Source organism: Methylophaga sp. (genome assembly GCF_030651745.1).
This window is the reverse complement of the sequence record NZ_JAUSCC010000140.1, coordinates 61,384-78,072: the sequence shown is the minus strand read 5'-3', so window position 1 is coordinate 78,072 and position 16,689 is coordinate 61,384. Positions and strand designations below refer to the sequence as shown.

Here is a 16,689-nt window from a genome sequence, read left to right as displayed (position 1 = left end):
ATCAACTTGCCTAATAACAACATTCGCTGATGCGAGTCACTGAATTAAGCTTATGTAAGGCCAAGCTTTAAAAACAAAAAAGCCGGACAGTTGTCCGGCTTGTTCATATAACAATCAGCATTAAATCAGCTGTATTCCACCCCCAAAGCTGCGATAGATATTCACTAAGCGGATAAAACTTTGTTGCTGTAGTTGTGCCAGCTGATCGCGGCTGCGAAGCAGTTCGCGTTCGGAGTCGAGCAGATCAAGAAATTCGCCGGTGCCGGCATCATAACGCTCGCGGGAGATCTCTACCGCTTTGTTACTGGCCTGCCACTGCAGCTCGGTGCTTAACTGCTGCTCACGGCTGAGATTGTAGCTATTCAGTGCCAGTTGCATTTCATTTATAGCGTTAAACACTTGTTGTTCAAACTCTGCTAGCGCCATTTGCGAGCTGGCTTCAGCCTGACGGATACGTGCTTTCACCGATCCTAAATCTGCAGCCTGCCAGCTTAAAGTTGGGGCAACGGACCAGCTTTTAGTGTTACTACCCAACGTTAAACCCGGACCAGATAAAAAGCCTAAGAAGCCGCTTACTGAGACATTCGGATATAACTCGGCGGTAGCGACCCCAATATCAGCCGTGCGAGCTGCTAATAACCGTTCACTGCTGGCAACATCAGCCCGATACCGCAGGTAGTTTTCACCTTCAACGACGGCTACGGGTTGTTTTAACTGTGGTAGTCGGGGCGCATCATCAAGTCCTAACTGGCCTGGCCGCTGTGCCAATAAAGCTGACAAAGTCGCATCTGCTGTTAACAGTGCTACGCGATATGTTGGAATAGCAGCATTCACCTGATGCAGTTGCACGTCTATTTGTGCCAGCTCCAGCTCAGAGGCCATACCGGCCTCTAATCTTGCTATTACAATAGCGCGGCTTTGCTGCAGATTTTGCAAGTTCTGCTCTGCTACAACTAAGCGTAACTGAGCCCCACGGTATTCACCGTAACTGGTTGCCACCTGGCTGATTAACAGGACCTGGGCATCGTGCCATAAAATATCCGCCTGCTGAGCCTGTGCTTCTGCTGCTTCACTGGCACGGCGTAATTTACCAAACAAGTCCAGATCCCAGCTTAAATTGGCGCCGGTGCTATAGCCTCGGATAATCACATTGTCATTGCCTGGCTGCAGTACAGCATTTTCACTGGCCTGATAACCAGCATCTAACGTGCCTTTGGGCAGAATATCGTTTTCCGCATCCCGAAATACGGCATACGCCCGATCAACGTTGGCTCTGGCTTGTGCCAGTGTCCGGTTCTCAGCCAGAGCACGTTTAATCAGCCTGTTCAGCGATTCATCGTCAAATGCTTGCCACCAACTTTGTGCTAACTCCGCCTGCTGATATGGGCTGCTAACGTTGATATCAGCCAACGTGGCAGGGGACTGATAATCTGGTCCCACTGCACAAGCGCTTAATGACATCACTAATATAGCAATCGTTGTGAGTTTTGATGTATTACGCATGTGTAGTCTCCAGCTTATCTGTAGTTGCAGTTGACGCTGGCAGCGATTTTTTCTCACCACGCTTGGCCAACATGTAATAAAACAGAGGCGTTAAGATTAATCCGAAGAAGGTGACACCTATCATGCCGGAGAACACCGCGACTCCCATAGCCTGACGCATTTCAGCACCGGCACCGGTTGAAAATACCATTGGCACCACACCCATAATGAAGGCGATAGAGGTCATCAATATTGGTCTCAAGCGCAGACGACCTGCTTCCAATATAGCTTCCATGGCAGTCATTCCATGGTCCTGCAGCTCTTTGGCGAACTCGACTATTAGGATGGCATTTTTAGTGGCCAGCCCCACCAGTACAATTAAGCCTATCTGTGTCAGCACATTGTTATCCCCTCCATAGATTAATACGCCGCTAAGTGCTGATAACAAGGTCATTGGAATGATCAGAATGATCGCCAATGGCAAGCTTAAACTTTCGTACTGTGCTGCCAGCACCATAAACACCAACATAATCACCAAGGGGTAAATGAATATCCCGGCATTACCGGCCAGAATTTGCTGGTAAGTCAGTTCAGTCCATTCATAGGTCATACCGTTGGGCAGTGTCTCGGCCAGTATTTTTTCAATAGCGGCCTGTGCTTCACCAGTGCTGTAACCTGGGGCTGGTCCACCGTTGATTTCTGCAGTGGTAAAGCCGTTGTAATGCATTACCCGGTCTGGCCCTGCTGTGTCGGTGATATTGATAAATGAACCCAGCGGGACCATCTCGCCATTGCCGTTACGTACCTTTAACTGGCTGATCTGTGATGCACTCTGACGGAACTGCTCGTCAGCCTGCATATTCACCTGATAAGTACGGCCAAACTGGTTAAAGTCATTAACATACACCGAGCCCATATAAGCCTGCAGCGTTTGAAATATTTCATCAATTGCCACATTTTGTTGCTTGGCTTTAGTACGGTCGATGTCCAGATCCAGTTGTGGCACATTTACCTGATAGCTGGAGAAAATACCGGTCAGTTCAGGCGTAGCCCAGGCTTTTTGCATCACCTGCATGGTGACGTTATACAGCTCATCGTAACCGTGATTAGCGCGGTCCTGAATTTGCAACCTGAAACCACCGATAGTGCCCAGCCCCTGTACCGGTGGTGGAGGGAAGATAGCAATAAAGGCATCTTCAATACCGGCAAACTTCTGGTTTAACGCAGCAGCTATCGCATCAGCCGACATGGATGGATCGGTACGATCTTTGAAGTCGGTTAGTGTGGTAAACACGATGCCGGAATTCGGGCTGTTGGTAAAACCGTTAATGTTCAGTCCGGGGAAGGCGACAGAACTAACTACGCCAGGTTGTTCAAGCGCAATACGTGACATTTCTTTAATCACAGAATCCGTACGCTCTAGTGATGCGGCATCTGGCAATTGAGCAAACGCCACCAGATATTGTTTATCCTGGCTTGGCACATAACCGGAAGGAGTTGTCGCAAACTGCAGACCAGTTAAACCCAGCAGCGCCACATACATGATGCCCACCAGAGCGCCAAAGCGGATCACCTTTTTAACCATCCAGCCATAACCCCGAGATAAACGGGAAAAGAAGCGATTAAATGGACCAAATAACCAGCCACCCAAAAGTTTGTCCATAACGCGCGTCAGCAGATCTTTTTTCTCACCTGGAGCTTTTAACAATAGTGCTGACAGGGCAGGACTCAGTGTTAACGAGTTAATCGCCGAGATAAACGTAGATATGGTAATGGTTAAGGCAAACTGTTTATAAAATTGCCCGGTTAAACCCGACATAAAGGCTGTAGGAATGAATACTGCCGCCAAAACCAAGGTCGTCGCGACGATAGGCCCGGTGACTTCTCTCATTGCTTTTTGTGTGGCAGCAACTGGCGTTAAGCCTTCTCGAATATTACGTTCGACGTTTTCAACCACCACGATGGCGTCATCGACGACGATGCCGATGGCCAATACCAAACCAAATAACGATAAGGCATTAAGCGAAAAGCCCAGCATATGCATAAAAGCAAAGGTACCTATCAATGACACCGGTACGGCTACTAATGGAATAATAGATGCGCGCCAGGTTTGCAAAAACAGCACAACTACCAGTACCACTAACACCAATGCTTCCAGCAACGTTTTTATCACAGCCTCGATAGAGCCACGTACAAATACCGTTGGATCGTAAACGATGTCGTAGGCTAAACCATCCGGAAAGCCTTTTGATAGCTCCGCCATTTTTGCCCGTACATCGTCAGAGATTTGAATCGCGTTAGAACCTGATGCCTGAAAAATTGGAATAGCAACAGCATCTTTATTGTTTAATAACGAACGCAGCGCATAGGTTGAAGCACCAAGCTCAATACGGGCGACATCTTTTAAATAACTGACCTCACCGTTGTCGCCGACTTTGATAATAATATTGCCAAACTCTTCAACGGTAGATAAACGGCCTTTAACGTTGATCAGCAGCTGAAACTCCGCTTCACCACTGGGCTGTGCACCTAAACTACCTGCCGCAGCCTGCTGGTTTTGCTCGCGAATTGCTGCAGTGATTTCTGATGGGGATAAGCCTAGTGCCGCCACTTTATTAGGATCCAGCCAGATCCGCATACTGTAATCACCGGCACCAAACAGCTCTACATTACCTACGCCATTAATCCGTGCCAGCTCATCTTTTACATTTAACAAGGCATAGTTAGACAGATAGAGCATGTCATAGCGATCGTCCGGTGAGCTTAAATGCACCACCATGGTTAAATCAGGGGATGATTTTTCAGTGACCACACCTAAGCGTTGTACTTCTTCAGGCAATCTTGGCATAGCACGATCAACTCGTGCCTGCACTTGAGTCTGGGCTAAATCCACATCAGACCCGATGGCAAAGGTCACGGTTAACGTCATCCGGCCATCCGAAGTGGCTTGTGATGACATATAAAGCATGTCTTCGACACCGTTGATTTCCTGCTCCAGTGGTGAAGCTACTGTTTCAGCAATGACTTTTGGATTGGCACCCGGATAGTTCGCCGTTACAACGACAGTAGGGGGCACCACTTCAGGGTATTCAGTGATTGGCAACTGCCAGACCGCAATGGCACCGGTAATTAAAAAGAACAGTGAAATAACCGCTGCAAAAATAGGTCTTTTGATAAAAAACTGTGAGAACATGTTGTTTTCCTTAACCTTTATCTGCCGCGCTAACTGTTTCTGCAGTCAGCGCGGTGCTGGTTTTATCCAGCAACTGTTGATTTTTACGTAAACCGACTAGTTGTTCTTCGGTTGCCATATCCACCAGCTTTGGTTCTATCTGAATATTCGGCATCACGCGTTGTAAGCCATTCACGACAATTTTGTCTGTTGCCGTTAAGCCTTCACGGACAATACGTAGCCCGTTTATTTTTTCTCCCAGTTTTACCGCGCGATACTCCAACTGATTTTGATCATTTACGACCAATACAAACTTGTTGTTCAGATCGGTACCAATAGCTTTTTCATCAATCAGAATGCCTTGATAAGATTCGCTGCCAACTAATTTGATACGCGCAAATAAGCCCGGTAACAGATTATTGTCGCTATTGGCAAAACTGGCACGAATGCGGATAGTGCCGGTTTGCTGGTTCACGCTATTGTCGACAAAATCAACATTGCCAATGTGCTGGTAATTGCTGTCATCGGCCAGCGCCATATACACAGGATTTGCTGTGGCATCACGGGTATCAGCCCGTTTTCCGTCTTCGCTCAACCGAAGATATTTCAAGTAACTTTGTTCATCCACATCAAAATAGGCATACATTTTCTCAGTAGATACCAGGCTGGTTAGCTGGCTTTGACCTGCGTTGACATAGTTACCGGCAGTTATCTGTGCATATGACACCCGGCCGCTGATAGGAGCGGTAATACGGGTATAACTTAAGTCCAGTTCAGCGCGCTGCAATGCCGCTCTCACCGATGCAACGTTTGCAGCGGTTTGCTGCTTACGTGCTAAACGGGTATCGAGCAGTTCAACAGAAATTGCACGTGCAGCACTAAGTTTTTCTGCACGTAGGTATTCGCTTTCTGCCAGCGTTGAAGCACTTTGCGCACTTTGCAGCTCGGCTTTAAGTCTGGCAACTTCGGCTGCAAAAGGCTGAGGATCAATTTGTACTAATAAATCGCCTTTGTTGACCAAAGCACCTTCGCTGAAATGCACTTGTTCGATATAACCTGAGACGCGTGGCACGAGATTGACTGTTTGGGGTGCCTGCAAACGACCAGTAAATTCATCCCATTCAGTGATGCGCTCGTTAATTACCTGAGCCACGCTGACCTGAGGAGCAGCTGGTGCTTCAGGCTGACTAGCGGCCTCCGGACTGCCACAAGCGGACAACACCATTGCTGCAATACTGCCTAATACAAATGTTCCTACAGTGCTTCTTATACTCATGATGTTGTTCTCCATATGGTTTCCAGATGTCTCATGACAATGCTTCAAATAATGTTTTTGATTAGGTGTGCATCTTTCATACGTTTCGTATGTCAAATGGTGTGCGTAGCATATGTATAATTGACTTAATATAAATGTGGATTTACTCTCTCATACGCGACGTATGTGGTGTATAGTATTTCGCATACGTATTGTATGTCAACTCGCATGCATTACGTATGTAAAAATTTGGAGAAGATAATGGCCCAAAAACGTGAAGAAATGATTGTTGAGACTCAAGCTAAGTTAATTAAAGCCGCGAGGGAAAGCTTTGCCCAACATGGTTTTGCGGAAAGTTGTATGGACGATCTGACAGCAGATGCTGGCTTAACACGTGGCGCGCTTTATCATCATTTCGGCGGTAAAAAAGGATTACTACAAGCCGTTATTCAACAGATTGAAGAAGAAATGACGACACGGCTGACAGCGGTAAAGTCGGAGAGTCCAACCACCTGGGATGGCTTTATTAACGGATCAATCACCTATCTCAATATGGCATGTGAACCGGAAATTCAGCGAATCATTTTATTAGATGGACCCGCGGTACTGGGTGATCCTTCTCAGTGGCCAAGAAAAAACTGTTGTATCCGCAGCACACAGCTAAGTATTGAAAAACTTATGGAAGAGGGAGTCTTGCGAGAAGTTGACTCGCTGGCAATGGCCCGACTCATTAATGGTGCTTTATTTGGAGCCTCATTGTGGATTGCCAATGCAGAGGATCCGCACGCTGCATCACGCAGAGCGGTAGAGGCATTTCTGACGTTGGTTTCGGGGTTGTTAAAATTAAACACTACACCAGTCAATTCTTCTGTTGAGCATGATTCATAACCGCCTTAACTAGCGATCTGCAGAAAACTCTAAAAGAGAATTCGTTGTTAGATTCTGCCTGAATTGAGATGGGTGAAGTTTTAAACAATTGCTGGTTAGAAAATTTAAAGTTCTTCAATATCCATATTAGTCTTTACCTCAGCCTCAAATCTTTAGCTTATAAAGTCCAATAAATGCCAACACGTATTAAACGATGGGGTATGTATATCAGTTCTACTTATCCTGTTACCACACTCAATTTTTAATTCTTATAACCAAATAACTGCTGCGTTTTGATTTTCTCTGCCACAACATCAGGGACTAATTTTTCCCAGCCCGGCTGATTGCTGGTAATCATATTTAATACATCCGGTGAAAAGATGTGCAGATAGTCTTCGTTGAAGGCTTCAATCTGTTTAATGTGATCACCTTGTTTCAGATAGTCGTAGAGATAGGTTTGTTTTTTATCCACATTAAGATTATCGACCTTGAATAAGGTATTGGTTGCCGCATCTTTGTATGGGTAAATATAGAGTTTGACATTGTTCTTAAACAACCGACCAAAGCCTTCCAGAATACCGCCATGCAAGGTGGTGTAATACTGATCGTTAAACAGATCAACCAAACTGTGCGCGCCCATGGCCATACCAATTCGACGGTTGGTGTAGCGAGATAAATAAGTAGCCAGACGATAATATTCGGGGTAGTCAGAAATCATTACGGTGTGACCCGTAGCCTCTAATACCTCGGCGCGGCTGATAAAGTCTTCGAGATCGACACTATCATTATCATCACGTAAATGATGCATGGTGATTTCCATGATGGAAATAGTATCTTCGGGACCGGAATCATCCTCGGCCTCAAATTGTTTTCTGGCCGCATTCAACATATCGATATTGACGTGAGTAACCGGGCGGAAACGGCCTCTTTCGACCAATACATTCTTCTTACGCAAATGCTCTGAAGGTTGGAGTACTTTGCCATCTGCCGAGAACATCGCTGCACCACTCAAGCCAAGCTGAACCAGTCTTAAACTGATAACTCGGTTATCAACATGCAGGAATGCATCACCATGAAAGTCGACCATATCGACTTCAATGCGATCGGTGGTGAGATTATCCAGCAATGATTTCACCAGCATGTCCGGAGTTTGGCTGAGATGAAATGCACCATGGATCAAATTGACACCGAGAATGCCCAGGGCTTCTTGCTGCAGTGCGTTTTCATGATCGAGCATCCTGACATGAATTATGATTTCACTTGGCGCAGCATGAGGTTCGGTTTGAAAACGGATTCCTAACCAGCCATGACATTCGTTGGTGCCATGATAATTACGAGCAGACACTGTGTCGGCAAAAGCAAAAAAAGCGGTGTTCTCACCACGTTGCTCGCTTAAACATTCCACAATCAAGTTATATTCATGGTCCAGCATATCTTCCAGTCGCTCGCGGGAAACATAGCGCGAGGCTTTGCCATAAATATCATCGCTCACCTTCATGTCATAAGCGGAGATGCTTTTAGCAATGGTGCCAGCTGCACCACCGACCCGAAAGAACCAGCGAACTACCTCCTGGCCGGCACCAATTTCAGCAAAAGAACCGTAGCGGATGGCATCAAGGTTTACTTCAAGCGCCTTAGCACCAGTCGATAAGATTTTATTGTCCATAGTTACTCTTGATAATTGTGTTATTTGGTTTGATGGTCATTGCATCGCCAATGCGTATGACAACTACATTGTGAGTTTGTCTTGATTGTAACGTCTTTGGGCTTTAACCGACACTTGAGGTGTCTGGCCAATTTCAGTTTGTTGGGCATTTTTGTCGTCAGTCTATGATTATATATATGGCTATTTGCCCATAGGTGATATATGGTCTCAGAATGGACGAAACACCGCTCCAACCAGTTGATCACGATAAGCTTGTCCGCCTCCAGCGGCAACATCAGGCACTGTATCTTGTTGCTCGTGAACTGCGTCATTATCAAACAGATCTCAACTGTGCACTCCGTGATATCACTGAAACCGCCTCACGTGCACTTGATATTGAACGTGTCAGTATTTGGCGTTATAACCATCAACAGCACACTGTTTTGTGTGCTGAGCTTTACGAGGCAACCCCTAATAGCCATACAGGCGGAGCAAAATTAAGCGCTAAGCAGTATCCAGCCTACTTCAGGGCAATGGAAACCGAAGAAGTCATCCATGCTTCTGACGCGATGACTGATCCTCGCACCTGTGAATTTGCAGAATCCTATTTGAAACCTCAAAACATCGGATCAATGCTGGATGCCCCGATACATGCCGGAAGCAAACTGGTCGGTGTGTTGTGTCACGAACATGTGGGGGGACCACGGACATTTTATGAGGATGAAATCAGCACCGCGACGTTGCTGGCTGACCTGGTTGGCGCGGCTATTGAACATCTGGAAAGCCTGGGGAAAAATCAAAGGATTGAAGTACTGCTGCGGGATGAAGTCACGCTGTGGAATATTCTTTTCGAGCAGTCAATAGACGGCATTGTGATTCTTGAGCAGGACGGCAGCGTATACAGAATGAACAAGCGTTTTATGGAGATGCTGGGTTGTACCATGGAACAAGCCTACACAATGAAAGTGTGGGAGTGGGACTGTCAATTGAGCAAGGAAGACATTATCGAAAGACCTTGGACAGTTAAAGAATCCGGTGCTCATTATGAAACAAAATTGCGTAGCAAGGATGGAACACTCATTGATGTTGAAGTCAGTATCAATGGGGCTGAGTACATGGGTAAAAAGCTGGCCTTCAGTATCGTCAAGGATATCACTGACCGCAAAAAAGTAGAGATGGAGCTGCTAGCGAGTGAAGCCCGCTATCGGACTATTTTTGAAACTGTGGAAGATATTATCTTTACCCTCACACAAGATGGACTCATCTCTTCTCTTAACTTCTCTTTCGAACGAATCACCGGGTGGTTGCCCGAAGAGTGGATTGGTAAACCGTTCCTTCCTATTGTTCATCCGGATGAGCGGCCACTCATACAAGATAATTTTGAAAGGCTGTTATTAGGAGAGTCAGTGGCCTCGGTTGAAGTACGAGTTTTGACAAAATCAGGTTCGTATATTGATTTTGAAACCAACCCAACCGTCAGTAATAACAATGGTCAATCTACTGTTTTTGGCGTTCTCCGTGATATAACCGAGAGAAAGCAGGCCGAGGAACAGATACGCTGTTTTGCCACTTTCGACAGCCTCACTGGTATCTTGAATCGAAGAGAATTCACCGGGATAGTGGAAAATGAAATTGAGCGTGTGAGAAGGTATGGCATGCCATTTTCTATAATTATGTATGATCTGGATCACTTCAAATGGGTGAATGATACCTTTGGCCATAATGTGGGCGATGATGTATTGCAAACCGTTGTCCGGGTGGTAAATAAAAATATGCGATCTACTGATGTTGCTGGGCGCTGGGGGGGCGAGGAGTTTATGGTGTTGTTGCTCCAGACAGATCTTGATTCAGCAATGAAAGTGGCTGAGGGGCTGCGACAGGCTATAGAGCTGTGCACGTTTGATAAGGTAGGCCAGCTTACGGCAAGTTTTGGTCTAACACAACTTGTGCCTGAAGATAATATTGATTCACTGACCAAAAGGGTGGATGAAGCGCTCTACCAAGCGAAACAGCGTGGGCGTAATCGTGTTGAAGTGCGGTTGGCTGACACCGCCCATTCCTGAACCGGGCATGAGAATGGCCAAATATTCATTGTTACTCTTGATAAAGATGTTATCTGGTTTGATGGCTACTGCCTCTTTGGGCGTTAGTGTTTGGCTATGTCTGGCTCGGCGCGCATCATTTGCAATACACCGCACTACCTGACTGGACCGGTTCATTAGGTGCGGCTATTTCGCTGGCCATGATAATTCCTTCATGGGGCGGGGCACTTAATGGGATGTTCACCTTAAGTGGGGCCTGGAACAAGCTGCGTACTGACTATATCTTACGTTTTCTGATTGTCTCTTTAGCCTTTTATGCAATGTCCACCTTCGAAGGCCCGGTGATGTCTTCAAAAACGGTAAATGCTTTATCGCATTACACTGATTGGACTATCGGCCATGTGCATTCAGGTGCATTAGGTTGGGTCGCGATGATTTCAATAGGCGCCATTTATCACATGACAGAACGCATGTGGAACACGCAAATGTTTTCAACAAAGCTCGTTAACGTGCATTTCTGGTTTGCAACAGTGGGAACTGCCTTATATATCACCGCCATGTGGATCGCCGGCATCATGCAAGGGTTGATGTGGAGAGCCTATGATGATTATGGGAATCTCTCTTACACCTTCGTTGAGTCAGTAGCTCAAATGCATCCTTATTACGTGATGCGTGCACTTGGCGGTTTCATCTTCTTTTGTGGTGCCGTGCTAATGCTCTTTAATGTGGTTCGAACCATTCGCCAGGGGACTTCAAAAGCCGGCGCTGAATCGGTTGCTTTGCCACAACAAACCTAAGGTGAGAATTCAGCAGTTAATCACTTGGTGACTAACTGCTGTTTTATTTTAATGGGGTAAAGGGGGATTGTTTATGCGACAACTTGTAGTTGATTTAAAAACTCAGACACATCCATATCAATAATTTCCAGACCTTTCTTCTCACAATAACGTAATTCTTTGGCCGTCGGATTTTTGTTTAATACCCAGCCACGGTGCTCTTGAGAATCATAGGTTATATCACTCATAACCATACGCTCTGAATCGCGATTCAGTGGCATTCCCAGCAACAGATATTGTTTATCTTTACGATAGTTTTTTAGAAAATCAGGAATGGCAAAGCCACCCATTAATTCGGTGATGTAATCAACATAGTCAGCATCTGAGGCAACATAATTCGCATCAGGGAGTGGCGTACCCATAGGTTTAAACAGAATAGGGAGGTCAAGGGAAACTTCATCCTGTGTTATCTCATGATAGGTATCACAATCATAGTGATAAATGCGAAAACGAAATTGCGTTTCCGTAATACGAGCCACACCACAAATTAAAGTATGTTCTTCATCACTATAACTTTGTTGTAGTTGAGTATCACGATTGATATCAATTACATATTTTGGTTTCCACTCCACTAACCAATCATGTAACGCGGCACGTGTCCATTCGGTTTCTGCATAGGTTTTGGTAAAAAACTGGCTTAAAAAGTTACGGCCTTTTTTTAACTCTTTATTCATTGCTGCCCGTGGAAACTCATACATAAGCTTAGGTGCCATGGGGTGACCATCATTCATGGCGTATATAAGGCTATTACTATCAGCAGGCATTGGCTGGCCTGTTTGAACATTTACTGCATCATACAAAACACCTGGCCCTAAGTACGGCACAACACGGTTATCAAACAGGCCGGACAGAATTTCATTTATCACATGGTCAGTCATTGCTTATCTCCGAAATAGAATCATTTTAGAAGTGAAAGCAAAAACTACTCCATATAGTAATTAGCGTAAGCCATGCGTTATAGAGCGGTTATTAAGTGATTGAATTGGATGGTAAAAACAGGTTGTTGATAAAGGGCTTGTAAGATTGTTTCAATAATAACCCTACTGTAAGTAAGACTACAACCAACAAACAAAATGTTGGTTATGTTACGAGGTCTGTAATACTTTATTTTCAGTAAAAATATATATAAATCAATATATTAAAAAATATTTTCGATATGGCACACCGTTTGCAATTCTCTGTTCGTGTTCATTCCAAACACTTATAGATAGGAGAAAAACCATGGCGTTACGTCAATGTGCAATATACGGTAAAGGTGGTATCGGTAAATCAACAACAACACAAAACCTGGTCGCAGCTATCGCTGAACAAGGCAAAAAAGTCATGATTGTTGGCTGCGATCCTAAAGCTGATTCTACCCGTCTGATCTTACACTCAAAAGCGCAAACAACGATTATGAGTTTAGCTGCTGAAGCAGGTAGTGTTGAAGATCTAGAACTCGAAGATGTATTGAAAGCGGGTTACGGCGATGTTAAATGCGTCGAGTCAGGTGGCCCAGAGCCAGGCGTTGGTTGTGCTGGCCGTGGTGTTATCACTGCAATCAACTTCTTGGAAGAGGAAGGCGCATACGACGAAGAGTTGGATTTCGTTTTCTATGATGTTCTGGGTGATGTTGTATGTGGTGGTTTTGCGATGCCTATTCGTGAAAACAAAGCACAGGAAATCTACATCGTATGTTCAGGTGAAATGATGGCGATGTATGCAGCAAACAACATTGCTAAAGGTATCGTTAAATATGCGACATCAGGCAGCGTGCGCTTAGCTGGTTTGATTTGTAACTCACGTAATACTGCTCGAGAAGATGAATTGATCATGCAACTGGCAGCAAAAATGAATACACAAATGATTCATTTTGTACCTCGTGACAACATTGTTCAACGTGCTGAAATTCGTCGTATGACAGTTATTGAATACGATGGCACTGCAAAGCAAGCTGATGAATATCGGGCTCTAGCAACAAAAATCATCAATAACACAGATCTACGCATTCCTACTCCAATCACGATGGATGAGTTGGAAGATCTATTGATGGAATTTGGCCTAATGGACGAAGAAGACGAGTCTATTGTTGGTAAAACGGCGACTGCTGAATAAGTTGATATTCGTTTAAGTCTACACCTAGGAGGGTAAGAAATTACTCTCCTAATCCTTAAAAAGCATGTCGGGGGATTACCCGCAGCGATAGGAGAATGATTATGTCTGCTTTAACTAAAGAAGAAACAGAAGCGCTGATTCAGGAAGTGCTGGAAGTCTATCCTGAAAAAGCCAAAAAAGATCGGGCGAAACACTTGGCGGTTAACGATCAAAGCCTGGAAAAATCGAACAAATGTATTACCTCTAACCGCAAATCATTACCCGGAGTTATGACAATTCGTGGTTGTGCATACGCTGGTTCTAAAGGTGTGGTTTGGGGCCCCATCAAAGATATGATTCATATCTCACATGGCCCTGTTGGTTGTGGTCAGTATTCACGTGCTGGTCGTCGTAATTACTACGTTGGTACTACAGGTGTAAATACCTTTGGCACCATGAACTTTACTTCAGATTTTCAGGAAAAAGACATTGTATTTGGCGGTGATAAAAAACTGGCCAAATTGATAGATGAAATCGAAGTGTTATTTCCATTGAATAAAGGGATCTCTATTCAATCAGAATGTCCAATCGGCTTGATTGGGGATGACATAGAAGCAGTAGCGAAACAGAAGAAAAAAGAACACGGTAAAACGATTGTTCCTGTTCGCTGCGAGGGTTTCCGTGGTGTGTCTCAATCATTAGGTCATCATATTGCGAATGATGCAGTACGTGACTGGGTCCTGGATCCTGCTGCTGAAAAAGAAACACCCTATGAAACGTCACCATATGACGTTGCTGTTATTGGTGACTACAACATCGGTGGTGATGCGTGGGCTTCACGCACATTATTAGAAGATATGGGCCTGAACGTTGTGGCTCAATGGTCTGGTGATGGCACGATTGCTGAAATTGAAAACACATCAAAAGTTAAATTAAATCTTATTCATTGTTATCGTTCAATGAACTATATCTCTCGTCATATGGAAGAGAAATATGGCATTCCCTGGATCGAGTATAACTTCTTTGGCCCAACCAAGATCGCTGAATCCTTACGTGCAATTGCGGCGCATTTTGATGACAAAATCAAAGAAGGTGCAGAACGTGTAATTGAAAAATATAAAGCTGAATACGACGCGGTTATTGCTAAGTACAAACCTCGTCTACAAGGCAAACGCGTGATGTTATACGTTGGTGGTCTGCGTCCTCGTCACGTCATCGGTGCTTATGAAGACTTAGGGATGGAAGTTGTCGGTACCGGTTACGAGTTTGGTCATAACGATGACTACGATCGCACTATCAAAGAAATGGGTAATGCAACCCTGCTTTACGATGATGTAACTGGTTATGAATTCGAGGAATTTGTTAAAAAAGTTCAACCAGATCTTATCGGTTCAGGCATCAAGGAAAAATACATATTCCAAAAAATGGGTGTGCCTTTCCGTCAGATGCACTCTTGGGATTATTCAGGCCCTTATCATGGTTACGATGGCTTCGCTATTTTTGCCCGCGATATGGATATGACTATTAATAATCCATGTTGGAAAAGTATTAAAGCACCTTGGAAGCAAGACGTGGCAACTGATGTCGCTGTTGCTGCAAGTGCCTGATACTTTTTTAAAAAAGGTAAATGTCTGTAGTCGGGTGCGGTTGCCGTACCCCACACAGATAATTGAAAGTAGCTTAGCTACCATTTCTCTTAATACGTCGTCCACAGATTAGTGGCGCGGAGGAGTTTATCATGAGTCAAGATGTTGAAAATATTAAAGCAAGTTACCCCTTATTCAGAAATGATGAATATAAGGAAAATTTGGCAAACAAACGTGCAGCGTATGAAGAACGTCATTCTGATGACAGAATTAATGAGATATTTAATTGGACAACCACTGCTGAATATCAAGAAATTAACTTCAACCGTGAAGCATTAACGGTTAACCCTGCTAAAGCATGCCAACCTCTGGGTGCGGTGTTGTGTGCATTAGGTTTTGAAAAAACAATGCCTTATGTTCATGGTTCTCAGGGTTGTGTTGCGTATTTCCGTACTTACTTCAATCGTCATTTTAAAGAACCGGTTTCATGTGTATCTGATTCTATGACAGAAGATGCTGCGGTATTTGGTGGTCAGAAAAACATGATGAATGGTTTAGAAAATGCTAAAGCATTATACAAACCAGACATGATTGCTGTTTCCACTACCTGTATGGCAGAAGTTATCGGTGATGATTTGAATGCGTTCATCAATAACAGTAAAAAAGAAGGCTATGTTGAACAGGAATACCCGGTTCCATTTGCACATACCCCCAGTTTTGTTGGGAGTCATACAACCGGTTGGGACAATATGTTTGAAGGTATTTTAAGTTACTTCACTCGTAACTATATGGACGACAAAGAAGTTGGTTCAAATGGCAAAATCAATCTTGTTCCTGGGTTTGAAACCTATTTGGGCAACTACCGAGTCATGCATCGCATGATGAAAGAAATGGGCGTTGACTACACCTTGTTAAGCGATCCAACTGAAGTATTAGATACACCAGCCGACGGTGAATTCCGTATGTATGCCGGTGGTACAACAATGGATGAAATCAAAGATGCACCAAATGCGATTGATACATTATTGTTGCAACCGTGGCAGTTAGATAAAACGAAAAAGTATGTTAAAGGCGTTATGAATCAGCCTGCAACAGCCATCAATATCCCAATGGGTCTGCAATGGACTGATGAGTTTTTGATGACGGTATCTGAACTTACCGGTAAACCAATTCCTAAATCCTTAGAAGTTGAACGCGGACGTTTAGTGGATATGATTACCGACTCACATGCATGGTTACATGGCAAAAAGTTTGCTCTGTACGGTGATGCGGATTATGTGATGGGTATGACTAAATTCTTGCTGGAATTAGGTGCAGAACCAACAGATATTCTGTGCAACCATGCTAACAAACGCTGGATGAAAGCAATGGATGCGATGTTACAAGCATCGCCATACGGTCAGGATTCTAAAGTACACGTTGGTAAAGATTTATGGCATTTCCGGTCATTAGTTTTTACGAACAAACCTGATTTTATGATTGGCAACTCATACGGCAAATTTATTGAACGTGACACGTTTCATAAAGGAGCTGAGTTCCAGGTGCCATTAATCCGTATTGGCTTCCCAATCTTTGATCGTCATCACTTACATCGTATGACTACGCTAGGTTATGAAGGTGCTATTTATATATTAACGACTTTGGTTAATGCCGTACTGGAGCAACTCGACAAAGAAACAATGGGTATGGGAACAACAGACTATAACTACGATTTAATTCGCTAGTTATTAG

10 protein-coding genes and 1 pseudogene are annotated in these 16,689 nt (G+C 44.4%); 6 read left to right on the top strand and 5 right to left on the bottom strand.

Annotated elements, in window-relative coordinates:
* Nucleotides 1-120 precede the first annotated feature (120 nt).
* From Q7V21_RS16070 to Q7V21_RS16060, 3 genes are read right to left on the bottom strand one after another with little or no spacing between them, the layout of a single operon-like run.
* Complete coding sequence (locus Q7V21_RS16070) at nt 121-1,503, bottom strand: efflux transporter outer membrane subunit (RefSeq protein WP_304918245.1); 1,383 nt, start codon at nt 1,501-1,503, stop codon at nt 121-123.
* Nucleotides 1,496-4,675, bottom strand: coding sequence for an efflux RND transporter permease subunit (locus Q7V21_RS16065; RefSeq protein ID WP_304918244.1), 3,180 nt, complete (start codon nt 4,673-4,675; stop codon nt 1,496-1,498). Before Q7V21_RS16065 ends, Q7V21_RS16070 begins: the two co-directional genes overlap by 8 nt.
* A 10-nt stretch (nt 4,676-4,685) precedes the next feature.
* The gene (locus Q7V21_RS16060) at nt 4,686-5,930 is read right to left on the bottom strand and encodes an efflux RND transporter periplasmic adaptor subunit (RefSeq protein ID WP_304918243.1); all 1,245 of its coding nucleotides are present in this window, start codon (nt 5,928-5,930) and stop codon (nt 4,686-4,688) included.
* 240 nt (nt 5,931-6,170) lie between these two features.
* Between Q7V21_RS16060 and Q7V21_RS16055 the strand changes: the two genes are divergently transcribed.
* The gene (locus tag Q7V21_RS16055) at nt 6,171-6,797 is read left to right on the top strand and encodes a TetR/AcrR family transcriptional regulator (RefSeq protein WP_304918242.1); all 627 of its coding nucleotides are present in this window, start codon (nt 6,171-6,173) and stop codon (nt 6,795-6,797) included.
* A gap of 241 nt (nt 6,798-7,038) precedes the next feature.
* On the opposite strand, the gene Q7V21_RS16050 is transcribed toward Q7V21_RS16055, so the two are convergent.
* Nucleotides 7,039-8,442: a TonB-dependent receptor gene (locus tag Q7V21_RS16050; protein ID WP_304918241.1), complete on the bottom strand. Its 1,404-nt coding sequence runs from the start codon at nt 8,440-8,442 to the stop codon at nt 7,039-7,041.
* 212 nt (nt 8,443-8,654) lie between these two features.
* On the opposite strand from Q7V21_RS16050, the gene Q7V21_RS16045 reads away from it, so the two are divergent.
* Together Q7V21_RS16045 and Q7V21_RS16040 are read left to right on the top strand one after the other, a co-directional pair.
* Nucleotides 8,655-10,484, top strand: coding sequence for a diguanylate cyclase (locus Q7V21_RS16045; RefSeq protein WP_304918240.1), 1,830 nt, complete (start codon nt 8,655-8,657; stop codon nt 10,482-10,484).
* Nucleotides 10,485-10,549: 65 nt separating this feature from the next.
* Nucleotides 10,550-11,260: pseudogene (locus tag Q7V21_RS16040) on the top strand (cbb3-type cytochrome c oxidase subunit I); the annotation flags it as partial.
* A gap of 71 nt (nt 11,261-11,331) precedes the next feature.
* Here Q7V21_RS16040 and Q7V21_RS16035 read toward each other — a convergent pair.
* Entirely contained in the window at nt 11,332-12,177 is an 846-nt protein-coding gene (locus Q7V21_RS16035; RefSeq protein ID WP_304918239.1) for an SIR2 family protein, read from the bottom strand.
* Between the two features lie 343 nt (nt 12,178-12,520).
* Here Q7V21_RS16035 and nifH point away from each other — a divergent pair, with 343 nt between their 5' ends.
* The 3 genes from nifH to nifK all read left to right on the top strand — a co-directional run bounded on the left by nifH (nt 12,521) and on the right by nifK (nt 16,682).
* Entirely contained in the window at nt 12,521-13,393 is an 873-nt protein-coding gene (nifH, locus tag Q7V21_RS16030) for a nitrogenase iron protein (protein WP_304918238.1), read from the top strand.
* A gap of 101 nt (nt 13,394-13,494) precedes the next feature.
* Nucleotides 13,495-14,979: a nitrogenase molybdenum-iron protein alpha chain gene (nifD, locus tag Q7V21_RS16025; protein WP_304918237.1), complete on the top strand. Its 1,485-nt coding sequence runs from the start codon at nt 13,495-13,497 to the stop codon at nt 14,977-14,979.
* Between the two features lie 131 nt (nt 14,980-15,110).
* Nucleotides 15,111-16,682 (top strand): nitrogenase molybdenum-iron protein subunit beta, encoded by a 1,572-nt coding sequence (nifK, locus tag Q7V21_RS16020; RefSeq protein ID WP_304918236.1) that lies wholly within the window; start codon nt 15,111-15,113, stop codon nt 16,680-16,682.
* Nucleotides 16,683-16,689 lie beyond the last annotated feature (7 nt).

Coding starts and splice junctions, on each gene's coding strand:
- Q7V21_RS16070 (WP_304918245.1), bottom strand. CDS start 1,503: ATGCGTAATACATCAAAACTCACAACGATTGCTATATTAGTGATGTCA.
- Q7V21_RS16065 (WP_304918244.1), bottom strand. CDS start 4,675: ATGTTCTCACAGTTTTTTATCAAAAGACCTATTTTTGCAGCGGTTATT.
- Q7V21_RS16060 (WP_304918243.1), bottom strand. CDS start 5,930: ATGAGTATAAGAAGCACTGTAGGAACATTTGTATTAGGCAGTATTGCA.
- Q7V21_RS16055 (WP_304918242.1), top strand. CDS start 6,171: ATGGCCCAAAAACGTGAAGAAATGATTGTTGAGACTCAAGCTAAGTTA.
- Q7V21_RS16050 (WP_304918241.1), bottom strand. CDS start 8,442: ATGGACAATAAAATCTTATCGACTGGTGCTAAGGCGCTTGAAGTAAAC.
- Q7V21_RS16045 (WP_304918240.1), top strand. CDS start 8,655: ATGGACGAAACACCGCTCCAACCAGTTGATCACGATAAGCTTGTCCGC.
- Q7V21_RS16035 (WP_304918239.1), bottom strand. CDS start 12,177: ATGACTGACCATGTGATAAATGAAATTCTGTCCGGCCTGTTTGATAAC.
- nifH (WP_304918238.1), top strand. CDS start 12,521: ATGGCGTTACGTCAATGTGCAATATACGGTAAAGGTGGTATCGGTAAA.
- nifD (WP_304918237.1), top strand. CDS start 13,495: ATGTCTGCTTTAACTAAAGAAGAAACAGAAGCGCTGATTCAGGAAGTG.
- nifK (WP_304918236.1), top strand. CDS start 15,111: ATGAGTCAAGATGTTGAAAATATTAAAGCAAGTTACCCCTTATTCAGA.